The sequence below is a fragment of the Solwaraspora sp. WMMB335 genome (assembly GCF_049179075.1).
In the GTDB taxonomy this organism is placed as follows: domain Bacteria; phylum Actinomycetota; class Actinomycetes; order Mycobacteriales; family Micromonosporaceae; genus Micromonospora_E.
This window is the reverse complement of record NZ_JBMHMF010000001.1, coordinates 7,131,204-7,151,978: the sequence shown is the minus strand read 5'-3', so window position 1 is coordinate 7,151,978 and position 20,775 is coordinate 7,131,204. Positions and strand designations below refer to the sequence as shown.

At 72.4% G+C, this 20,775-nt stretch carries 20 protein-coding genes; 11 read left to right on the top strand and 9 right to left on the bottom strand.

The window, feature by feature from the left end; translation table 11 throughout:
- The first annotated feature begins 73 nt into the window (after positions 1 to 73).
- Entirely contained in the window at positions 74 to 1,372 is a 1,299-nt protein-coding gene (locus tag ACN27F_RS30875) for an endonuclease/exonuclease/phosphatase family protein (protein ID WP_421438984.1), read from the top strand.
- A gap of 72 nt (positions 1,373 to 1,444) precedes the next feature.
- On the opposite strand, the gene ACN27F_RS30870 is transcribed toward ACN27F_RS30875, so the two are convergent.
- From ACN27F_RS30870 to ACN27F_RS30860, 3 genes are all read right to left on the bottom strand, one after another.
- Positions 1,445 to 2,149 carry a hypothetical protein gene (locus tag ACN27F_RS30870; protein WP_421438983.1) on the bottom strand — a complete coding sequence of 235 codons (705 nt, stop codon included), beginning with the start codon at positions 2,147 to 2,149 and terminating at the stop codon, positions 1,445 to 1,447.
- A 5-nt stretch (positions 2,150 to 2,154) separates the two neighbouring features.
- Positions 2,155 to 5,583 (bottom strand): CHAT domain-containing protein, encoded by a 3,429-nt coding sequence (locus ACN27F_RS30865; protein ID WP_421438982.1) that lies wholly within the window; start codon positions 5,581 to 5,583, stop codon positions 2,155 to 2,157.
- 69 nt (positions 5,584 to 5,652) lie between these two features.
- Positions 5,653 to 6,222 carry a hypothetical protein gene (locus ACN27F_RS30860; RefSeq protein WP_421440620.1) on the bottom strand — a complete coding sequence of 190 codons (570 nt, stop codon included), beginning with the start codon at positions 6,220 to 6,222 and terminating at the stop codon, positions 5,653 to 5,655.
- On the opposite strand from ACN27F_RS30860, the gene ACN27F_RS30855 reads away from it, so the two are divergent.
- The 5 genes from ACN27F_RS30855 to ACN27F_RS30835 all read left to right on the top strand — a co-directional run bounded on the left by ACN27F_RS30855 (position 6,164) and on the right by ACN27F_RS30835 (position 8,777).
- Complete coding sequence (locus ACN27F_RS30855; protein WP_421438981.1) at positions 6,164 to 6,514, top strand: DUF4386 family protein; 351 nt, start codon at positions 6,164 to 6,166, stop codon at positions 6,512 to 6,514. The two genes, ACN27F_RS30860 and ACN27F_RS30855, sit on opposite strands and share 59 nt — an antisense overlap.
- Positions 6,515 to 6,679: 165 nt before the next feature.
- Positions 6,680 to 7,126, top strand: coding sequence for a DUF305 domain-containing protein (locus ACN27F_RS30850; RefSeq protein WP_421438980.1), 447 nt, complete (start codon positions 6,680 to 6,682; stop codon positions 7,124 to 7,126).
- Positions 7,123 to 7,632 (top strand): hypothetical protein, encoded by a 510-nt coding sequence (locus ACN27F_RS30845; protein ID WP_421438979.1) that lies wholly within the window; start codon positions 7,123 to 7,125, stop codon positions 7,630 to 7,632. Before ACN27F_RS30850 ends, ACN27F_RS30845 begins: the two co-directional genes overlap by 4 nt.
- 9 nt (positions 7,633 to 7,641) lie before the next feature.
- Entirely contained in the window at positions 7,642 to 8,073 is a 432-nt protein-coding gene (locus ACN27F_RS30840; protein ID WP_421438978.1) for an HIT family protein, read from the top strand.
- 65 nt (positions 8,074 to 8,138) lie between these two features.
- Positions 8,139 to 8,777, top strand: a complete 639-nt coding sequence (locus ACN27F_RS30835; RefSeq protein ID WP_421438977.1) for a hypothetical protein — start codon at positions 8,139 to 8,141, stop codon at positions 8,775 to 8,777.
- A gap of 96 nt (positions 8,778 to 8,873) precedes the next feature.
- On the opposite strand, the gene ACN27F_RS30830 is transcribed toward ACN27F_RS30835, so the two are convergent.
- Positions 8,874 to 9,242 (bottom strand): hypothetical protein, encoded by a 369-nt coding sequence (locus tag ACN27F_RS30830; protein WP_421438976.1) that lies wholly within the window; start codon positions 9,240 to 9,242, stop codon positions 8,874 to 8,876.
- A gap of 174 nt (positions 9,243 to 9,416) precedes the next feature.
- Here ACN27F_RS30830 and ACN27F_RS30825 point away from each other — a divergent pair, with 174 nt between their 5' ends.
- Together ACN27F_RS30825 and ACN27F_RS30820 are read left to right on the top strand one after the other, a co-directional pair.
- Positions 9,417 to 11,054: an RICIN domain-containing protein gene (locus ACN27F_RS30825; RefSeq protein ID WP_421438975.1), complete on the top strand. Its 1,638-nt coding sequence runs from the start codon at positions 9,417 to 9,419 to the stop codon at positions 11,052 to 11,054.
- Between the two features lie 107 nt (positions 11,055 to 11,161).
- The gene (locus ACN27F_RS30820) at positions 11,162 to 13,393 is read left to right on the top strand and encodes a S8 family serine peptidase (RefSeq protein ID WP_421438974.1); all 2,232 of its coding nucleotides are present in this window, start codon (positions 11,162 to 11,164) and stop codon (positions 13,391 to 13,393) included.
- 88 nt (positions 13,394 to 13,481) lie between these two features.
- Here ACN27F_RS30820 and ACN27F_RS30815 read toward each other — a convergent pair whose 3' ends face one another.
- From ACN27F_RS30815 to ACN27F_RS30805, 3 genes are all read right to left on the bottom strand, one after another.
- Complete coding sequence (locus ACN27F_RS30815) at positions 13,482 to 14,660, bottom strand: alpha/beta fold hydrolase (RefSeq protein ID WP_421438973.1); 1,179 nt, start codon at positions 14,658 to 14,660, stop codon at positions 13,482 to 13,484.
- Positions 14,661 to 14,807: 147 nt separating this feature from the next.
- Positions 14,808 to 15,449, bottom strand: coding sequence for a response regulator (locus ACN27F_RS30810; RefSeq protein ID WP_421438972.1), 642 nt, complete (start codon positions 15,447 to 15,449; stop codon positions 14,808 to 14,810).
- Positions 15,446 to 17,686: a sensor histidine kinase gene (locus tag ACN27F_RS30805; protein ID WP_421438971.1), complete on the bottom strand. Its 2,241-nt coding sequence runs from the start codon at positions 17,684 to 17,686 to the stop codon at positions 15,446 to 15,448. Before ACN27F_RS30805 ends, ACN27F_RS30810 begins: the two co-directional genes overlap by 4 nt.
- Positions 17,687 to 17,820: 134 nt before the next feature.
- Here ACN27F_RS30805 and ACN27F_RS30800 point away from each other — a divergent pair, with 134 nt between their 5' ends.
- From ACN27F_RS30800 to ACN27F_RS30790, 3 genes are read left to right on the top strand one after another with little or no spacing between them, the layout of a single operon-like run.
- Positions 17,821 to 18,705: a S1C family serine protease gene (locus tag ACN27F_RS30800; protein ID WP_421438970.1), complete on the top strand. Its 885-nt coding sequence runs from the start codon at positions 17,821 to 17,823 to the stop codon at positions 18,703 to 18,705.
- 23 nt (positions 18,706 to 18,728) lie between these two features.
- A complete protein-coding gene (locus ACN27F_RS30795; protein WP_421438969.1) occupies positions 18,729 to 19,349 on the top strand; it encodes a hypothetical protein in 621 nt (206 codons plus the stop codon).
- The gene (locus tag ACN27F_RS30790) at positions 19,349 to 19,855 is read left to right on the top strand and encodes a hypothetical protein (protein WP_421438968.1); all 507 of its coding nucleotides are present in this window, start codon (positions 19,349 to 19,351) and stop codon (positions 19,853 to 19,855) included. The genes ACN27F_RS30795 and ACN27F_RS30790 overlap by 1 nt, the downstream gene beginning before the upstream one ends.
- Here ACN27F_RS30790 and ACN27F_RS30785 read toward each other — a convergent pair.
- Both ACN27F_RS30785 and ACN27F_RS30780 read right to left on the bottom strand, forming a co-directional pair.
- Positions 19,852 to 20,184 carry a hypothetical protein gene (locus ACN27F_RS30785; protein WP_421438967.1) on the bottom strand — a complete coding sequence of 111 codons (333 nt, stop codon included), beginning with the start codon at positions 20,182 to 20,184 and terminating at the stop codon, positions 19,852 to 19,854. The genes ACN27F_RS30790 and ACN27F_RS30785 overlap by 4 nt on opposite strands.
- Positions 20,139 to 20,765 carry an FAD-dependent oxidoreductase gene (locus tag ACN27F_RS30780; RefSeq protein ID WP_421438966.1) on the bottom strand — a complete coding sequence of 209 codons (627 nt, stop codon included), beginning with the start codon at positions 20,763 to 20,765 and terminating at the stop codon, positions 20,139 to 20,141. Before ACN27F_RS30780 ends, ACN27F_RS30785 begins: the two co-directional genes overlap by 46 nt.
- Positions 20,766 to 20,775: the final 10 nt, after the last annotated feature.

Here is a 20,775-nt window from a genome sequence, read left to right as displayed (position 1 = left end):
GCGATCGACGCTGGTCGCGCCGGTGCGGCTACGACGACGGACAGGTGACGGCCGGCATGGCCGGGGAGGTCAGGTGCAGGTGGAACAGCACGATCAACTAACGGGTACGCGACGCGGGCAACGGGTTGGGCGCTCGGCCGGGCTCGCCGTCGGACTGGTCGCGCTGCTCGGCGCCGGCCTGGCAGCGGGGCCGGCCGCCGCCAGCAGCGGACACGGCGGACCGGGCCAGACGGGCGGGGCCCGGTTCGCGACGTTCAACGCGTCGTTGAACCGGGCGACCGAAGGTGCGTTGGTGGCCGACCTGTCGACCACGGGCAACACGCAGGCGGCCAACGTCGCCGAGGTGATCCAGCGGGTACGACCGGACGTGCTGCTGATCAACGAGTTCGACTACGACCCCGACGGACTGGCCGTCGAGTTGTTCCAGCGCAACTACCTGTCCCGGGGTCAGGGCGGGGCGAAGCCGATCCACTACCCGTACCGGTTCAGCGCGCCGTCGAACACCGGCGTCGCGTCCGGACACGACCTCAACCGTGATGGCACGATCGGCGGCCCCGACGACGCGTACGGCTTCGGACTGTTCCCGGGCCAGTACGGCATGGCGGTCTACTCACGCCACCCGATCGACCGGCGGTCGCTGCGGACCTTCCAGACGTTCCGGTGGCGGGACATGCCCAACGCGCTGCTGCCCGACGACCCGGACACCCCCGAACCGGCCGACTGGTACTCCCCCGAGGCGCTGGCCGACGTGCGGCTGTCGTCCAAGAGCCACTGGGACGTGCCGGTCCGGATCGGCCGGCAGACCGTCCACCTGCTGGCCAGCCACCCCACCCCGCCGGTGTTCGACGGCCCGGAGGACCGCAACGGTCGGCGCAACCACGACGAGATCCGGTTCTGGGCCGACTACGTCTCGCCGTGGCGGTCCGGCTACATCTACGACGACCGGGGCCGCCGGGGCGGGCTGCGCCCAGGAGCGCAGTTCGTGATCGCCGGCGACCTCAACTCCGATCCGTACGACGGCGACAGCATCCCCGGCGCGGCCCAGCAGTTGACCGGGCACCCGCTGGTCGACGACCGCCGTGCACCGACCAGCGCGGGCGGACCGGCCGCCACCGAACGCCAGGGCGGGGCGAACCTGACCCACCAGGGCGATCCGCGCTACGACACCGCCGACTTCGCCGACGGCACTCCGGGCAACCTGCGGGTGGACTACGTGCTGCCCAGCCGGGGCCTGCGCACGGCGGGCGGCGGGGTGTTCTGGCCGGTGCCCGAGGATCCGCTGTTCCGGCTGGTCGGCGACTACGACCCGGCGCTGCCGGGCGGGTTCCCGACCTCGGACCACCGGCTCGTCTGGCTCGACCTGCGCTGCTGATCGGCACCGGCCGGGTGGCCCCGTGCGGGCCACCCGGCCGGTGGTCACCGCTGGCCGCCGGTCGGGTACGGCTCACAGCAGGTGCTGGTGCACCCGGAACTCGGCGCTGCGCCGGCCGAGCAGCGGAACCACACCGGGCAGGCCGGCGACGGCGACCGAGGCGCGCAAGGTGAAGCTGACCGGCAGCGCGTCGGTCGCGGCGGGCACGGCGAGCAGCACCCGCAGGCCCCGGTCGACGTGCAGCGGCTGCTCACCGACGGCGGTGAAGTCCCACAGCGCGTGGCGGAACCGCACTCCGGACGCGGTCACCTTGGGCAGGAAGACATCCTGCTCACGTACCCGCGACAGGGCCGCCTGCGGGCCGAGCGGGACGGTCGCGATCTCGAAGGTCAACCCGACACCACGGGTGGTCGTCACCTTGACCGGCTCGGTGGCGATCTCGTCGCGGGGGCTGAGATCGCACACCCGGGCGCCGGGGGCGGTGAAGTCGACGCGGCAGCGTACCCAGCGGAACCGGCAGTCCGGGTGCGCGTGCGCGACGACCCGCAGGGCCAGGTCCAGGCCTGAGGCTCCGTCGGTGCCGGTGACCGGGACCGGCGCGGCCCGCCACAACGACAGCCGGTTCTCCCGCAGCAGCGCCCGCACCGGTTCGTCGAGCACGATCGAGCCCGGCAGGATGGACCGGCTCGGGTCCGGATGTGTCGGGTCCGCCCACACCGCACGTTCAGTGAGGGCGGCGTCGTCTACGTCGAGGTCGACAGCCAGCCACTGATCCACTGTGGTCACCTCCAGTCGCCGGTCAGCACGAAGCCGGCCCAATGGTAGAAGTGCGCCCGACCCGGCTGGGTCGCGGTGTCGCGCATCGCCTGTCGCAGGGCGTCCGCACGCGACAGGGTCCGGTCACCTCGGTGGAACGCGGTCAGCAGCAGTTGAGCCGACCGGTCGTCGACCCGCCACTGGGTGGTCAGGGCGGCTCGGGCCCCACCGTGCAGCAGGGCCCGGGGCAGCCCCAGCAACTCGTCGCCGGGCCGCCGCTGGCTGACTCCGGTCTCGCAGCCGCTGAGCACCACCAGATCGGCACCGACCGGGTTGACGAGCACGTCGGCCGCGGTGAGCAGGTCGCCGCCGGCCAGGTCGACACCGGAGACGAGCCCGTCGGTGGCCGAGGCGCGGGCGTGTCCGGCGATGTGCACCGTGGTGGCGTCGCGCAGCGCGGTGAGCACGGCGTCGCGGGTCATCGCGGCACCCGAGACGACCTCGCCGGCCCGCAGCGTGGCCGCTATCGTCGCCGCCTCGGCCCGCGCCCAGGGCAGGTCACCGGACGGATCGGCGAACACCGCCGGACGGGCGGCCACCGCCGGCGGCCGCGGCCGGCCCAGCGTGTGCAGCAGCACCGACAGGCTCGGCGCGTAGCAGACCGGGTTGCGCCGGCCCAGCGGCACGCCGTCGGGACGGCCATCGACGGGCAGCGTGTGCAACGGCAGGTCGTGCAGGATCCCGTGCGGCACCAGATAGACCACGTCGTCCGCGCCCGCCCAGCCGGCCAGCGGGGCGACCAGCCCGGCGAAGCCGGCCCAGTCGGCGTACCCGCCGTCGGGGCTGTCCTGCATCAGCATGCGTACCCCGCCGGAGGTGCGGAAGGTGGCGGCGGCGAAGTCGGCCAGCGTCGGCAGGTCGACGTCGAGGCGGACCAGCCGGGGGGCGTCCCAGTCGGGTGCCGAGGCGATCAGCATGGGCGGCCCCTCGGGCGGGCAGTGGTACTGCGCGACGACCAGGCGACGCCCCTGCGGCTGGTCCGCCTCGGCGACCAGCGCGGCCCGTACCTGCGACCACTGTGGCGGCCGTGCCTGGCGCAGCGCGGCGTAACCGGCGGTCGTGGCATCGGCGGCCATCCGCTCGAAGAGCTGGTCGAGCCGCCGGTGCAGGTCGGCCAGCTGGGCGTACCGGGTGGCGCGGCGCGCCGCAGCGCGCAGCTCACGCTCGGCGACGAGCAACTGATGCCCGGCGACCGCCTGCTGCGGCAGGGTCGCCGCGGCCAGCGCGTCGAGCAGAGCGCGTCCCTTCATACGTTCCAGCCACCGCGAGGCCAGCGCCACGTCGCCGAGATGGTCCACGGCGAGTGTGAAACCGGCCCGGTAGACCTGCTGCTTGTCGACGCCGAACCCGATCCGGGTGAGCTGGTCCTCCACCGGGTCGGCGGCGTCGGGACCGGCCGCCGCGCCCCGCAGCACGTCGATCTCCCAGACCGTCTCTTCGAATCCGGCCGCTGCCTCGGCCAGCCGCCGCGTCACGCCGTCCGGGTCCGGGTCGCGCGCGGCCGCCTCCATCTGCGCGTCGGCGGCGAGCCAGCGGGCCCGCCAGGCCACCGCGTTCAGGTCGGCTTCGCGAAACGCCCGGTGCGCGTCGTGGAAGACGGCGGTGACCGCGTCGAACGCGGCCGGGTCGGCACGCCGCCGGGCGAGCGACAGGCCGGCCATCGCCTCGTACGCCAGGGTGAAACCGAGCTCGGGACGCAACTGACAGGCGCGGGCGATCTCCTTGGCGAGGGCGAAGTGCCGGGACCAGGTCTGCGGATCGTCGTCGAGGAACGCGGCCTGGCCACGGATCTGGTGCGCGGTGGCGAGCGCCCGACGGCCTTCCATCGTGGTCAGTGGTTCGACCTCGGTGAGCGCGGCGGCGAAGTCGTCCGCGCCGGCGGTGTCGACCACCGGCCGACTCCCCTGCCGGTGTCGGATCTGGGCCCGCAGCAGCAGCCGTTGCGCCAGGAAACGGCCGGCTTCGGCATGGTCGGCCAGCGCGCGGGCCGCGTCGGCGGCGTCACCGGTCAGGCGCAGCGCCGCCGCCGGGTCGCTGGCGACTGACAGGGCGGCGAGCTGGCCCAGCACCTGAGCGGTGAGCGGGGTCGGGCCGACCTGCGCCAGGTCGTCACGGGCGGCGTCGAGGGTGGCGCGGGCGTCGACGTCCCGGCCGACGGCGGACAGGTTGGCGGCCAGCATCACCCGCAGCGACACCCGGGCGGCGCGGTGCGGTGCCCGGGTCAGTGCCTCGGCGACGAGTGCGCGGGCCCGGCCAACCTGCCCGGCGCGGAACAGCCCGTCGGCGGTGCCGACCGCGTCGATCAGGTCGTACATCTGCCAGCCCTGGCCGGCTCCGGTCCGCCCGGCCTGCTCTGCGGCGGCCTGCTGCTCGATGGTCTCGCCCCGCCAGGCGTGCCACTGGTGCAGGGCCCGCCACACCTCGTGCGCCAGGTGATCGGCGCCGGCCGCGTGGAACTGCTCGGCGCACTGGCGGGCGAGGTCGACGGCGGGTTCGGCACCGTGGCGCAGCAGCACGGCGGTGAGTGGCCAGCCGGCACGGGCGGCGGGAAAGGCGTGACCACCGTCGGTGAGCAGTTCCTCGATCGCCGCGGTCTCGGCGATCTCCATCGTCAGGTCGGCCGCTCCGGGAGTGGACAATCGGGCGGTGGCGGTCACCTCCAGGCGGGCGATTCGCGCCTGCGCCTCGGCGAGCGGATCGCCGGCCGAGCGGGTGCGGCTGACCAGGTCGTCCAGCAGGTGCAGCACCGGCCGGTCCGGTTGGTACGGCACCGCCCGCAGCGTCGCGGCCCGCGACAACGTCGCCTGCCACGAGTCGAGGTGCCGACCGAGGCGTCGATAGGCGTGCGCGACCTCGGCGAAGGCGTCGGCGGCGGCGGGTAGCGCCGAGACCGGTCGTTCGGCGTAGACCACCTGGAGCCGGATCGCCCGCGTGGCGAGGTCGGCGGCGACCACCTGCTGGGCCGATGGCGGGCCGTCTGCGCCGTCGGCGCTGCCGTCAGCGCGGTCGGCGAGGTCAGGACGGTCGACGCGATCGGGCTGGTAGACGCGATCGGGACGGTCGGCCTGGAGCGGGACGAGCAGTCGCTCGGCCGTGCCGGTCGGATCGTCGCCGGTCAGGGTGAGCAGTTGTACGTACGCCCGCCAGCAGGCGAGTTCCGCGCCCGCTCCGGTGGCGGTGTATGCCCGTGCCTCCGTCGCCGCGAGCCAGTCGGCGAGGTCCGCGAATCGCGCCTGTTCGAGCAGGGTACGCAGGCCGAGCAGCCGGGCCGCCGGATAGTCGACGGCGGACGGCGCGACCGCCGCGACCGCGGCCAGCGCTTCGGCGTACCGGCCCTGGGCGAGCAACTCGCGGCGGTCGACACGAAAACTGACGCTGGGTCCACGCTCGGTCACAGGGGACAGTCTGCCGTCGGCGGTCAACCGGCCGGCCGTGCCCCTGCCTCGGCGGAGCCGGCCGAGCGGTCAGTCCGTGCCGGTGGCGGCGAGCGACCCCGGCGGGCGGGCGTCGCGGGAGGCGATCGCGTTCATCGGGATCTGCGCCGCGCGCACCCCCATGTCGAGCCGGGCCCGCTGGTAGAACTGCGCCCGGGCGCGACGGTAGTCGGCGAACCCGTCACGCCAGATCTGCTCGTCGACCGGCTCGTCACCGGTGGCGAACCCCTCCAGCCGCCACAGCGTCTCGGTGAGCGACTGCGCGGCGGCGATGGTCGGCCCGTCGGCGAGCAGCAGGATCGACTCGAACCGTACGGACCGGTCCGACTCGGCCTGCCCGAGCAGGGCCAGCCCTTCGGCACGGCCGATCGGGCTGATCGCGGTGACCAGACCGCGGCTGGCCATCACCCGGGAGGTGAGCAGGGCGATCTGCTTGGCGGTGGCGGCGAATTCGACGTATCCGGCGAGCCGCCGCTCGTCCCAGCGGACGGACTGTTCACGGCGCCACCGGTTGCGCTCGGTGATGCCGGTGCCGACGTAGGTGAGCACCCCGCCCACGACCACCGCGAGGATCGTCGGCAGGTGTTCCACCAGGGACATCGCACCTCCCGTCGCGTCGACGGGCTCCAGGGTAGACGGCTGGCGCAACGGTGTCGCGCTCGAACTGGGCGTCGTCGTCACCCAGGCGCTCGCCGCCGTCTGGTTCTACCGCCTCTTCCGCACCGCCGACGCGGTGGCCGCCGGCAGCATCGGCGCGTTCGGGTTCGTCAACTCGGTCGCGATCATGGCAAGCGTGGCGATGGGCGATGCTTGCCACGGCCGTGGAGATCTCGGCCGATCCGATCGGCGACGCCGCACCGACCGTCCAGACCCTCTATCTGGTCAGCGGTAACCAGGACAGCTGCCGCCGCGGCGGGGTGACGTCGCGTCGCGTAACCGTGTCCGCGCCGTGTTCTGGACGTTTCCGCGCCGATAGAAGGGGTATGCGAAGGTCACGGCGGTCCGTCCGGTCGGGTGAGCCGCCGCGACCGGGCTGTCCCGTGCGGAAGGAACCACGATGAACCGGAGCTACCTGCGGCTCGGTGTCGCGCTCGTGCTGAGTTTCGTGGTGATGCTGCTGCTGACGTACTCGATGATCTGGACCATCGACGACTTCTACCTGAACCTGAGCAACACCTACATGGCGCTGATGATGGTCGCGCCGATGGGCGTGATCATGCTCGCGGTGATGTGGCTGATGTTCAGGAACCGTACCCTCAACATCGTCCTGATGCTGGGCTTCGTCGCGCTGTTCGGCGTCGCGTTCTTTCTCGGCCGGCAGGAGAGTTTCATCGGCAACGAGCAGTTCCTCAAGTCCATGATCCCCCACCACTCCCGGGCGATCCTGGTGTGCGAGCGGTCGGACATCACCGACCCGGAGATCATTGAACTGTGCGGGCAGATCGTCGAGTCGCAGCAGGAGGAGATCGACCAGATGAAGCAGATTCTGCAGCGGTACGAGTGAGCAGCGCCAGGGCCGGCGTGGTCGCCGTCCTCGTCGCGATCGTCGGGGTCACCATCGTGGCCTGCACCGCCACGCCGCCGGGCACGCCCGCCGACGCAGCCGCCGAGACTGTCTCCCCGACCGTCGAGCGGACACCCCGGCGGACCCCGCCGGTCGTCCCCGGCCCGACGATCGCACCGCTGCCCGACGCGGTGCCCGGCACCGGGAGAGTCGCCGCGGTGACCGCCACCAGCGGGCCGGCGTGGGTCGGCACGGTGGAAACGGCTGCCGGCCGGCTGTGGGTCAGCGTCGACTGTGTCCGGGCCGGTAGCGGCCCCGGCGATCTCGTGGTGGTCGTCGAGCCGCGGATCCGGGTCGAGTTCCAGTGCGCCGGGGACACGGTGACCCGAACCCGCGACCTCGACCAGGACCACCCGGGCGGGCCGGTCACCATCCGCGTCGAGACCGGCCCGGAGGTGCGCTGGAACCTGCTCGTCGAAACATCCGCCGGACCAACCGGAGACTAGGCTGCGGCGGTGAGCGGATGCGTGTTCTGCACCATCGTCACGGCCGACGCGCCGGCCTGGCGGGTGGCGGACGAGCCGGCCGGGGTCGCCTTCCTGGACACCCGGCCGGTGTTCCGGGGACATGTGCTGGTCTGCCCGCGCCCGCACCTGGTGACACTGACGGACCTGCCACCGACCATGGTGGCGGGCTACTTCGCGCTGGTGCAGCGGGTCGCGGCGGCGGTGGAGGCGGGGCTCGGCGCGGGCGGCACCTTCGTGGCGGTCAACAACCGGGTGTCGCAGTCGGTGCCGCATCTGCACACCCACGTGGTGCCGCGCACCAAGGGGGACGGGCTGCGCGGCTTCTTCTGGCCACGCACCCGCTACGCCGACGACACCGAGGCCCAGCGGTACGCCGAACGGATCACCGCCGCACTGCCGCCCGGTCCGGATCCGCGATGACAAGAATCGACATGACTGAGTAACCGGGTAGCTACCACCAGCATCAACGGCTACCGTCAGCAGCGATGGCTGGATCGGACGGTCCCTGGTGGCGGGCAGCGGTGGCGCTCGCCGTCGTCGTGCTCGTGGGTGGATGCGGCGATGGGTCGTCCCTACCGGAGCTGACGCTCCCAGCATCGGCATCGGCATCGTCGACAGCGACGGTCGAGTCGGAGCCGACGCCCGCCGGTGCCCGGTACGGCGCCACCGGCCTCGACCTGTGCGGGCTGGTCGACCTCGATCCGCTGGCGGCTCTCGCCCTGACCGTGGAGTCCACCGATGCCACGCCGCCGCAGTCGGCGCCCGGCGCGGCGTGCCTGTTCAAGCTCGTCACCCGCAGTGGGCACCTCGCCAACCTGCGGGTGGAGACGTCGACGCCGGCGACGGTGGAGGAGGCCGAGAAGCTGTACCACGACCGGGGTGAGTTCACCGTCATGCTGCCGGAGGGCGGTGTGCCGGGCCTCGGTGACCAGGCTGCGGCGTTCTCCCGGCGGACGGAGCCAGGCTTCAAGTACGCCGAATACATGATCCACGTTCAGCTCGCCAATCTGATGGTCCTGGTCTGGCTGGCCGTCGGCGGGAACGAGTTCGTCCCGGGCGAACAACTCGCGACCCCGACGAGAACGATCGCCGAGGCGACGCTCGCCCTGGTGCCGTACGCGTGACAGCTGCCGCATCGGCAGTGATCTGGGCGCCGTCCGGCTGGCCTGGTCACCGCTCAGTCCACCTGGTCACCGCTCGGTCCACCTGGCCGCCGGCGGCTAGCCGTTACGCACCGCGCGCGGCCACGAGCCATCCGGCAGCCGCGAATGGTCGCCTGCCTCGGCGGCGAGCGCGGCGGACTCGAACGACGCCCGCACCGCCCCGACGTACGCCTCGTGCAGCGCCTCTGCGAAGCCGGACGGCGGCAGGCGCTCCCGCCAGCGGCGGGCGACGGCGACATCGAGGACCCGGGCACGGTCGTCGACCGTCACGCCGACCATGCCGGTGGTGTCCGTGGCTTCGTGTGGACCGGCGGACCGGCGACCGCGATCGGCGGCGAGTGCCTCGGCGCGCTCGCGCAGCCCGTCAGCGTCGGCACCGCCGACGAGGTGGGCACTCAGGCGTCGACCAGCTCCACCGGTGGCCATCAGCACCCTCCTCGGCCCGGAGCCACGTCGAGCGCGGTTTCACCTTCATCGTCGACCCACTCAGGTCTTGACGAATATCGATGTTAGCGCCAACATCGGTAGCTCCGCACCTGCTTCGACGCCGGGCAGACTGCCACTCCGTCCGGCGAACCGTCCACACCACCTGGAGACCCCATGCGACTACGTACCAGCCAGGCCAGACCCGGGCGCCGGTGGCGTGCCGCGCTCGCCCTGGCCGTCACCGCCGGCCTCGCGGTCGCCGGCACGGCCATCGCCGTCCAGCCGGCCGCCGCCGCCACCGTCGACACGTCCGCGTACTACGTGCTGGTCAACCGGCACAGCGGCAAGGCACTCGACCTCTACAACTTCGACACGAGCGACGGCGCGCCCATCGTGCAGTGGGCCCGCAACGACGGCAACCAGCAGCAGTGGCAGTTCGTCGACTCCGGCGGCGGCTACTACCGGCTGCGGTCCCGGCACAGCGGCAAGGTCCTGGACATCTACGGATGGTCCACCGCCGGTGGCGCCGAGGTCGTCCAGTGGACCGACACCGACGGCGCCAACCAGCAGTTCCGACTCGTCGACTCGGCCGACGGATACGTCCGACTGATCAACCGCAACAGCAACATGGCCCTGGAGGTCTTCGAGTGGTCCACCGCCGACGGCGGGCGGATCTCGCAGTGGGACGATCTCGACGGCGCCAACCAGCAGTGGCAGTTGGTCCGGATCGACGGCGGCAGCACCCCGCCGCCCAGCGGCTGTGGCAGCGGGACGTTCCACGGCGAGGTCACCGTCAGCGGCAGCACCTGGACCGCCCGCAACGGCAGCACGGTCCGCTACACCGGTGGCGACATGCTCGCGGCCATGCAGGCCGCAGTGAACGGTCTCAGCGCCGGCCGGACCAGCAAGCAGCGGGTCGTCGTCCGGGGCTCCGGCAACGTGCCGGCCAGTTCCCGGCTCTCGCTACCCAGCTACACCGTGCTGGACGTGTGCGGGACCATCAACGTGACCGGCTCCGGCTCCGGTGACATGGCCCCGGTGTACTCCCGTGGCACCACCGACGTCGAGGTGCAGAACCTGCGGCTGACCGGTTCGCCGCTGTACGGCATCTTCATGCGCAACGTCAACAACCTCACTCTCGGCCAGATCGACATGCGGTTGTCGGGCGGGCTCGGCGTCCGGATCGACAACCACGGCGGCGACCGCGCGGTGAAGGTGCGCAACGTGCGGATCGACAACGTGTACGTCTCCGGCACCAGCGCGCACGGCGTGGAGACGTACGGCGTCGACGGCGTCACCATCGGCACCGTCACCGCACGCAACACCGGCTACTCCGGCCTGCTGCTCAACGACACCATCAACGCCACCGTCGGCACGGTCGACGCCCAGGGTGCCGGCACCGGCACCGGCTACGCCGCGTTCCGGATGGCCAACCGCAACGGCCGGGTCGGCAGCAGCTACCCGACCAACATCCGGGTCGGCAACGTCATCGCCAGCGGCGGCGGACGTGGCATCTTCTGCGTGTCCGAAAGCGGCGGCGCGGTCATCGACCGGGTCACCATCGCCAACACCGGCAACAACTCGATCCTGATCGAGAACTGCTACAACGTCACCATCGCCGGGGTATCCGGCACGGTGACCGGCGGCGGTGAGGTGCGCATCGCGGCCCGCAGCGAGTTCCCGATCTCGTCCGGGATCACCTTCCAGAACCTGACCGTCACCAACACCAACATCGTGCAGAACCCCTGCGGCGGAGCGAACAACGTCATCCGCAACGTCACCCGGGTCAACTCGTCGCTGAGCTGGTGCTGACCTTGGCCCGCTGACACCGGCTCTCAGAAGGCTCTGAATTTCCCAACGCATCATATTGGCGCAGCTCCATGGAAACGCCGCTTTCGACGCGTTGGGAGGAACGAGCGATGGTATCGGCAAGAACACAGGTGCTGGTGGCGGCGGCGCTGCTGGCCCTGGTCCCGACCACGCCGGCGGTGGCCGCACCGCCCGAGGCGACGGTGCACGCCGTCGGCGGCCCGACCGCCGTGGCTGACTCGTACGTCGTCGTCCTCGCCGACGCGGCGACCGCCGGTGCCGGTGAGGGCGACGCGGTCGCGCGCGCCGCGTACTCGCTCGCCGAGCGCTACCGGGGTGCGGTCGCCCAGGTCTACCGGCACGCGCTGCGCGGTTTCGAGGTCCGGCTCTCGCCGCGCCAGGCTCGCCGGCTGGCCGCCGACCCCCGGGTGGCGTCGGTGACGCAGAACCACACCGTGACCGCGTCGGACATCCAGACCCCGGTGCCGTCCTGGGGTCTCGACCGAATCGACCAGCGGACCCGGCCGGTCGACGACACGTACGCCTATCCGGACGTCGCGCCGATCGTGCGGGCCTACATCATCGACACCGGGATGCGGCTGACCCACGACGAGTTCGCCGGACGGGTGCGTTCCGGACGCGACACCATCGACGGCGACGACGACGCGACTGACTGTCGCGGGCACGGCACGCACGTCGCCGGTACGGTCGGCGGCACCACCTACGGGGTGGCCAAGAACGTGGAGCTGGTCGCCGTACGGGTGCTCAACTGCGACGGTCAGGGCAACGTCGCCACCGTGATCGGCGGCATCGACTGGGTCACCGCCGACCACGATCCGGGCGAGCCGGCAGTGGCCAACATGAGCCTCGGCGGGCTCGCGTACACCCCGATGGACCAGGCCGTGGCCCGATCCATCGCTGACGGCATCACCTACGTGGTCGCGGCCGGCAACGACGGCGCCGACGCGTGCGCCGGCTCTCCCGCCCGGGTGCCGGAGGCGATCACCGTCGCCGCCACCGGACCCGACGACGCCCGTGCCCCGTTTTCCAACGTGGGCGGTTGTGTCGACATCTTCGCCCCCGGCGTCGACATCGTCTCGGCGTACCTCGACAGCGACACCGCCGCCGGGCCGGCCAGCGGCACCTCGATGGCCGCGCCGCACGTCACCGGTGCCGCCGCGCTGATCCTCGCCGACCATCCCGACTACACCCCGGCCCAGGTCACCGCCGAGCTGCTCGCCGAGGCCACGCCGGGTGTGGTGACCGATCCCGGCGCCGGCTCACCCAACCGGCTGCTCTACGTCGACGACGTCACCGCCGACGACGACTTCACCCTGACCGCCAGCCCGGCGAGCGCCACCACGCCGGCCGGCGGCACCGTCAGCACCACTGTCACGGCGACGGTCACCGCCGGCGCGACGCAGCCCGTCAGCCTCGGTGCGATCGGGCTGCCGCGGGGCGCGACTGCCACCTTCGCCCCGGCCTCGATCGGCTCCGCCGGCAGCACCACGTTGACCATCACCACCGGAGCGCTCACCGGTGCCGGCACGTACCCGCTGTTGATCGTCGGCACCGGCACGGACGCCACCCGGACGACCAGGTTCACCCTCACCGTCGAGGCGCTGCCGGGCTGTGCCGCCGTCAACGACACCGACACGCCGCTGCCGTTCAGCGGAGCCGTCGACATTCCCATCCACATCACCGGTTGTGCGGGCAACGCCGCCGCCAACAGCACCGTCGAGGTGCGCATCGAGCACACCGCCATCTTCGATCTGCAGGTGGAGCTGTTCGCGCCGGACGGCACCCGCTACTTCCTGCTGGCCCGCACCGGCAACGGGGCCGGCCCCGACGTCGACCACACGTTCACCTACGACCTGTCGGACAAGCTGGCCAACGGGACGTGGCGTCTGCAGGTGCGCGACGCCGGCCCGCAGGGCACCGGATTCTTCGACTCCTGGGCGCTGAACCTCGCCGGGGCCGACCTGCCCGTGCCGGTGTGCGGCGGTGTGGCGACCGCCGACGTGCCGATCGCTGACCATGAGGTCGCCGAGAGCCCGATCGCGGTGACCGGGTGCGACCGCGCCCCGGGCCGCAGCGCCTGGGTGGACGTACGCGTGGTGCACCCGTGGTCCCGGGATCTCAGCTACCAGCTCGTCGCGCCGAACGGGCAGGTGTTCACCCTGCAGGGCGTGAACGGCATGGGTCTGCCGAACATGTTCCGGACCTTCGTCGTCAACCCGTCCGGGCAACCCGCGAACGGCACCTGGAAGCTACGGGTCGAGGACCACTACTGGGGGGTGTCCGGGCCGGCGTACATCGACAGCTGGAGGCTGACCTTCTGACCGGCCGGTGACGGGAGGTACGCGGCGGCGACGGCCGGTCACCCGGTTGCGGGGACCGGCCGTCGCCGCGGCCGGCAGGAACGCCCGCTCAGCCGCTGCCGGGCTCCTCGGCCAGGAAAGCGTCCAGTTCGGCCAGGAACGCCGGCCAGGCTGGTTCGCCGGCGGTCAGCAGATGGTTGCGGCCGTCGAACAGGACCAGCCGGCTGTCGGGGATGAGCTCGGCCAGTTCCATCGCCTGCGAGACGGGATTGCGTGGATCATCGCGGGAATGCGTGACCAGCGTCGGGCAGCGGACCTGACGGGCGAGGTCCGCCACGTCGATCCGGGAGAACGCCTCCAGGAACCGCGCGCCGTTGTCGGCTGACACCGAGCGTCGCAGGAAGCTGATGAACTCGTCCCCCTGCTCGGGCGGGCTCCCAGCAAAGAACTGGGTGCTCAGGAACCGCTGGTAGCTGCGGTCGTGGGTGTCCCATCCGGTCAGGGAAATCTTGAGGTCGAGGTCCGCCGCGTCCGTGTCGGCGTCCTCGTCTGCCCTGGCCAGCCGGCCACGGGCGACCGCCGCGTTCAGGACCAGCCGGCTGACCCGGTGGGGCCGGTGCGCGGCGTACGCGACGGCCAGGGCACCGCCGTGCGAGACGCCGAGCAGCGGAAACCGGTCGAGGCCCGCCGCGTCGACCACCGCGTCGAGATCCTCGATCCACTCGTCGAGGGTGAAGCCCGACGTCTGGTCGGACAGTCCGCAGCCACGCTCGTCGTACCGGATGTATCGTCGGCCACGGGCCAGGCCCTCGAACCAGTGCGTGAACAGCGACGTCGTACGTTCCAGGTCGATCCGGCTCATCCAGTTGGCGGTCTTGACCAGCGGCGGCCCGCTGCTGGTGGCGGCCCAGGCGATGCGGGTGCCGTCCGCCGTCCGGCAGAACTGGATGATGTCGCGGGACCCGGCCGGCAACGCCCAGGTCGAGGCGATGAACCGGTAGCCGCGTCCGGGAAAGGTGCGGATGAACCGCTGCTGGCGGCCGGTGTCGCCGATCGCCGACCGGAGGGCGTACAGCCCGGTGGTGACGGCGGCCCCGGTGACCGACTCGTCGCCCCAGACGGCGCGCAGAAGTTCCTTACTGGACACCGGCCGGTCGCGGTGCTCGACAAGGTGGCAGAGCAGGGCGAGGGTCCGAGATCCGAGGCGGACCGGCTGTCCGTTGCGGCAGAGCTGACCACCGGTCGGGTCCAGTTCGAATGGTCCGAAGCGGTAGATTGACGAACCCATCGCGGCATTTTACCCACTGCACGGCCCTGGGCAGGCAGGCCCGACCCTGTTGGGCTGCGGAGCCTGCCGCAGGCCAAGCGGAGGTCCGGGTCGGCCACGCGGGAAGGACCCCGCCTGATGACCACAGAACTCATCGTCGAAAGCGCGTCAGAGTTCGTCGGTGGTGATGAGGCCGTCCTGCAGGGCGCGCGCCACCAGGGCGGCCTTGGTGGGCGCCTCCCGGCCGACGTTGGCGTACTTGACGCGCACCCGTTCCAGGCAGGAGTTGACCCGGCGGACGGTGACACGCAGCCGGTGGGCGACCATCTCCTTCGACTCGCAGTGGAACCACTCGATCAGGACCTGCTGCTCGCGCGGGGACAGCCGAGGGCGTTGGGAACGCTCGTCGGTGCCGAACGCGCCGGCGAGCGCCGGCGGGGTGTACGGCGTACCGGCCGCTGCGGCGGTGATCGCGGCCACCAGGTGCTCCTCGCCCTCGGCCTTGGTCAGATAGGTGGAGGCGCCGATGTCGAGAGCGGTGAGGGCGCTGTCCCGGTCGTCGCGCATGCTGTAGACGACGACCTGGCGGCCCGCATCGACGAGCCGCTTGAGGTCGCCGTAGGCGGGGCCGGTGACGTCGAGCTGCAGGTCGAGGACGACGACGTCGGCCCTGTCGCCGGGTTCGAGCCAGGCGGCGGCGACGGTCGGGCCGGCGGCGACGACCTCGATCGGCGGGTCGGCCAGGGCGCACCAGGTGCGCACCCCGGCGACGACGACAGGATGGTCGTCCACGACTACCGCAGTGATCATCGCTCCCCCTGCCAGGTCGCCTGGACCCACAGCCGGCCACCGGAGACCACGCTGGACTGCCGGACCCCGTCGCCGTCGGGCATCGGCGGCAGAGGCGGGCACGCGGCGACGACGCTGACGGTCACCGACTCGTGGGTGCTGGCGACCGTCAGCCGGGCCTTGCCGCTGGCCGTGGCGAGGGCGGCGATCGCCGGCTCGATGAGCCGCCGGCGCACCGGCGGTGACAACTCGGGGCGGGTGCCACGCTCGGCGAAGGAGACCGTGACGCCGTTGCGCTCGGCCAGCTCGATGCAGGCCCGCAGCTCGTGCGACAGGGAATCGGCGGTGGCGGCGTCCTCGGCGATCAGCCGCCGCATCCGGGCCGCCTCGGCCATGCACGAGCCGCGCACCGACCCGTCGCCCGGGTCCAGCTTTCCGCTGGCCAGGCCCTCCAGCAACGGTACGGTGGTGGCCGCCAGCGCCGACATCCGGTCGGCCCGGTCGGTGTGCAGGTGCCGGGCGACCGCCTCAGCGGTGCGCACCCGCTCGGCGGCGCCCATCGCCCGGGCCGACGAGGTCGCCATCCCCTGCAGCACGGCGGCGATCATCGCGATCGCGAACTGGAAGGCGAGCACCGCCCAGGTGGCGCTCACCGCGCCGGCGACGCTCAACGCCGCCTCGCCGACGAGGACGGCCTGCCCGAACGTCATCAGATACTGGGCGGCCAGGACGGCCGCGAAGGCGGCGATCCGGCCGTCCATCATCAGCAGCACCACCTGCCAGCCGGCGTCACCCTCGGACCAGTGCGCGGGGCCGAGCAGGTATTCCGGCCGCACCGACGAGGTCGCCAACGCGGACAGCACGAAGACCAGCACGACCAGTGGCGCACGCCACCGGCCGAGGGGGCGGTCACGCCAGGTGGCGACGGCCACGGTGACCGTCACCGCCAGCAGGCCGGACCAGGTGACGAACTGCGGCCAGAGAACGGTGTACGCCTCCCGGCTGGCCAGCAGCCGGGGCAGGTCGAGGAAGACCAGGATCGCCAGGCTCATCACGACGACGGCCCAGCGCAGCCCTCGCTGGAACGAGGACGCGATGACACCCCGGTCACTGCGGCCGACGTCGGGAACGGCGCGGGGACAGGTCAGGGTGACGGTGGTGCCATGGCCGGGGCGGCTGTCGATCCGGGCCTGCCCGCCGATCTGGATCATCCGCTCCACGAGCGACCGGGCCACCCCGTACCGGTGGCTGGCGACGTGTGCGGGGTCGAACCCGACGCCCTGGTCGGTGATCGTCACCGTGACCTGCTCGGCGTCGTGGTCCACCCGGATCCCGGCCTGGCCGGTCCCCGCGTGCCGGACCACGTTGGTCAACGCCTCGCGTACGCCGCGGCTGAGTGACACGGCGTCCGCCGCCGGCAACGGCAGACAGCCGGGGGTCCGCCAGGCGATGCGCAACGCGACGGTGCCGGCGACGTCACGCAGCAGCGGGACCAGATCCGCCTCGCCCTGGGCGGCCTCCTCGGAACGGCGCAGTTCCCGCAGGTCGCGGCGGGCCTGCTCGGCGAGCCACGGCTCGGTGCGGGCCACCACGCCGTTGCCGATCATCAGCAGGGTCGCGGCGGCGGTGTCATGCAGCGCCGCGAGGTATTCCCGTTCGTCGCGCCGCCGGGCCGCCGCGATCACCGCCGCGCGCCGCAGCTGCGCGGCGCGGTCGACGGCGCGGTCCGCGGCGCGGGCACCGCGCCGGACGAACCGGTACAGTCCCCAGGACAGTGCCGCCTGCGCCGCCGTCCACGGTGCGATCGCCGGGTCGCCGAGCCAGCCACCCGGATCCGCCAGGGTCGCGCCGACGAAGTACGCGGTCACGATCGCGACGGTGGCCCCGGTGAGCACCGGCCAGTCGACCTGCCAGGGGTAGGTGACGACGACCAGGTTCACGACGATGAGAATCCAGGTCGCTCCCCCGCGCGGGTCCGAGGTGACGGTCCAGGGCTGCGTCAGGCAGGCCGCGCACACCACCGCGACGTCGACCGGCGGCAGCCAGCGACGGGTGGGCCGGGAGCCCCGCACCAGCGCGACGGCGTAGCACAGACTCCAGCCGTTGAACGCCGCCACCACCGCCACCGCCACCGCCCGGTCGGGCATCGGGGCGAGCGCCAAGGAGACCACACTGGACAGGCTGATGACGACGCAACGGAGACCGAGAGCGTAGATCAGCCCCTGACGGAGAAGCCGCTGTTCCACCGCACCCGGCACGCGGCTGATGGTATCGCCGTCGGGCCACCTCCCCGGCCTGCCGATGGGGGTCGAACGACCACCACTGGTGACCCACCGGAATCGATACGCTGCGATGACGCAGGCGATGCCGTGGGGGCTGGACGGGGGGTGCCATGGCAGGCGGAGGGCCGTACTGGAGCGCTCAGGTTCCGCCCCGGCCGCCCGCGCCGTTTCGTCCGGTCGGCGGGCGACGGTGGGCGGGGGCGCTGCGCCGGGTCGCGGCGGTGGGGGTCACCGCCGTCCTGATCGCGCTCGCGGTGACCGTCGCCATCCAGGCGGCGCAGATCGACCAGCTGCGGGACGATGTGGCCGGGGCACGACAGAGCGCGCAGGAGGCCGCGGCCGGGACCGACCAGCGGCTGGACAGTCTGGACGGTCGGCTGGCCGCGGTCGAGGATCAGAACCAGCAGGACTTCGACCCGCCGGCGGTCGCGGCCGCCGTCCTGCCCAGCGTCTTCCAGGTGATCGCGGACGACGTCACCGGCAGCGCGTTCGCCGTCGGGTCGTCCAGCGGGACCGCGTCCGGCGGCACCGGCCGCACCAACGTCCTGACCGCCTTTCACGTGATCGAGGCGGTCTGGTCGGGCAACGGCAGATCGGTGCGGCTCGAGCGGGACGGCAAGCGGTACACGGCGGTGATCACGGATGTGGACCAGTCGCAGGACATCGCCCTGCTGAGGGTCGACACCGTGTTCGCCGGCCTGCCCGCCGCCGCCGATCCCCCCGGTGCCGGCGAGAGCGTCCTGGTCGTCGGCGCGCCACTCGGTCTCACCCAGACGATCACGACCGGCGTGGTCAGCGCGGTGCGTGAGCGCACGGACGGGCCCGGATCGGTGATCCAGTTCGATGCGTCCGTCAATCCCGGCAACTCCGGTGGCCCTGTCATCAACACCCGTAAGGAGGTCGTGGGGATCGCCAACGCGAAGGCACGGGACGCCGAGGGCATCGGGCTCGCCGTTCCGATCCAGACCGCCTGCGAGACCTTCCACGTCTGCTGATCGAAAAACATCGGAGGAAACTGATGTCGTACCCGTCGTACGGGCCGGAGGACCGTCAGTACCGCGCCCCGGCGGCTCCTGCACCGACCCACCCGGCCAACGCCTTCCCACCGGCGGCACCGCCGCCCATCTCCGCCCCGCCGACGTCGGTCCCGCCGACATCCCCGCCACCGCAGTACGGGCCGCCGCCGTACGCGCAGGCACCGTACGCGCAGGCACCGTACGCGCAGGCGCCGCCGCCCGCGCCGAGAGGACGCGCCACCGTGGTTCTGGCGGTCCTGTCGGTGCTGCTGCTCGCTCTCGGAGCCGTCGGCTTCGGCCTGTACCTCAACGAGCGCGGCGAGCTGCGCGAGACCAGATCAGACCTCAGCACCCAACTGCAGGAGCAGCGCGACATCGTGACGGAACGGGACGAGAAGATCGCTGAAACCGAGGTACGGGTCGGCGAGCTGACCGAGGAGCTGGACAGCACCAAGGAGAACCTGTCCGGCGTCACCGAGGAACGCGACGTCCTGCTGCCGTGCATGCGGCGGGCGCAGGAGATGTTCGACGCGGCCCGCGCCGGAGACGAAGCCAAGTTGGACGCCGCGCTCCGCCAGGCCGACACCGCCTGCAGCAGGGCCCAGGCGGGCGTGGATTCCTGATGACCACCATGGATGAGCGCCGTCGCTCCCCCGTCGCCGTCATCGCGGTAGCTGGCGCGCTGGTCGTGGTGCTGGCCGTGGCCGCGGTCGTGGTGGTGTCGTTGCTGACCCGTGGCGGCCCCGCCGACGAGTTCGACGAGGCCGCCGAGCGGTTCCACAGCCAGTACGAGCCGTTGGCGGAGCAACTCGCGGCCAACCTGAACCGGGCCGGCGACGGGCTGCTCGACCCTGGGCTGTCAGCCGCCCAGCAGGACGCCCGGGCCCTGGCGGACCTGTTCGTCGCCTACGGTGAGGCGTTGGCCGCCATCGAGTTCCCCGCGGAAGCCGAGCAGGCCGCGACGCAGCTGGCGAACGCGATCGAGGCAGGCAGGATCCTCATGGTGAACGCCGCCGGATTCTTCTCGAAAGCTCCGCTGGAGTCCACGCTCGACGAACTGCAGCCCAGGACCGAGGCCGTCATAGCCGAACGCGAGCAGGCGTTGCGTCAGGCGTTGGGCGTCGGCTAGAGCGCCCGGCTGTCGACCGTCGAACCGGCGGCGACATCCGGCCGCGTGACGCGACGACGACGGCTCGGCAGCCCGAGCGTCGGGTTGACGACGCCCCAGGCTGCGCCCTTGCAGACGAGCTCCTTGTAGACGAGCTCCTTGTAGACGGCGGCGGTCCGCCCGGTCAGCACCGCCGGCCTGGCCCGGTCGTCGGCGGTGACGTACTGGATCAGGCCCTGGCGGCGGCCCAGCGACATGCACTGGTTGACGTAGCGGATCGGGACGTTCGGCAGCTTCCCGCGGGTCAGTCGGGCGGCGACCGCGTCGGCGACCTGCCACGCGGTCGGCACGCCCGAGGCGCACGACATCCGCAGCGGTTTGCTACCTGGCCGGTGGCGGCGAGCGTCAGTGCGGTCGTACGGGTGATCGTCGGTACGGCGAAGCCGGCGGTCCAGACGGTGACCGCGGCCGGGATGGTGCCGCCGTCGGCGAGGGCGACGTCGAGGTCGGGGCGGGCCTCGGCGATCTCGGTCGCGGCTTCCAGGCCGGTCAGTCCGCCGCCGACCACGACGACGGATCGGCCGGCGGCGAGGCGGGTCAGGCGGTCCCGCAGCCGCAGCGCCCCGGTCGGCCGGCGATCTCGGCGGCGTACTCGGCGACGCCCGGGGACGGCTCCGGGGTTCCAGCTGCTGCCGAGGGCGTAGACGAGCGTGTCGTAGCCGAGCACGCCGGTGACCGTGGCAATCCGCAGGTCGACTCCGGTGCCGGCGAACATGTCGCGCAGTGGCCGGGGCTTGAGGTCCTGGCCGGTCGCCAGCTGGTGCATCCGTACGCGTTCGACGAAGTCGGGTTCGGCGTTGACGACGGTGACGGCGACGTCTGTGGGGTCGAGCCGCTGGGCGAGGCGGCCGGGCACGCTGCCCGTACTCACCCTGGCCAGC

Bases quoted from the DNA above. Each gene is read 5' to 3' on its own strand.
- ACN27F_RS30790 (WP_421438968.1), top strand. From the start codon at position 19,349: ATGACCACCATGGATGAGCGCCGTCGCTCCCCCGTCGCCGTCATCGCG.
- ACN27F_RS30795 (WP_421438969.1), top strand. From the start codon at position 18,729: ATGTCGTACCCGTCGTACGGGCCGGAGGACCGTCAGTACCGCGCCCCG.
- ACN27F_RS30860 (WP_421440620.1), bottom strand. From the start codon at position 6,222: ATGTCCCTGGTGGAACACCTGCCGACGATCCTCGCGGTGGTCGTGGGC.
- ACN27F_RS30820 (WP_421438974.1), top strand. From the start codon at position 11,162: ATGGTATCGGCAAGAACACAGGTGCTGGTGGCGGCGGCGCTGCTGGCC.
- ACN27F_RS30850 (WP_421438980.1), top strand. From the start codon at position 6,680: ATGAACCGGAGCTACCTGCGGCTCGGTGTCGCGCTCGTGCTGAGTTTC.
- ACN27F_RS30800 (WP_421438970.1), top strand. From the start codon at position 17,821: ATGGCAGGCGGAGGGCCGTACTGGAGCGCTCAGGTTCCGCCCCGGCCG.
- ACN27F_RS30830 (WP_421438976.1), bottom strand. From the start codon at position 9,242: ATGGCCACCGGTGGAGCTGGTCGACGCCTGAGTGCCCACCTCGTCGGC.
- ACN27F_RS30815 (WP_421438973.1), bottom strand. From the start codon at position 14,660: ATGGGTTCGTCAATCTACCGCTTCGGACCATTCGAACTGGACCCGACC.
- ACN27F_RS30810 (WP_421438972.1), bottom strand. From the start codon at position 15,449: ATGATCACTGCGGTAGTCGTGGACGACCATCCTGTCGTCGTCGCCGGG.
- ACN27F_RS30825 (WP_421438975.1), top strand. From the start codon at position 9,417: ATGCGACTACGTACCAGCCAGGCCAGACCCGGGCGCCGGTGGCGTGCC.
- ACN27F_RS30835 (WP_421438977.1), top strand. From the start codon at position 8,139: ATGGCTGGATCGGACGGTCCCTGGTGGCGGGCAGCGGTGGCGCTCGCC.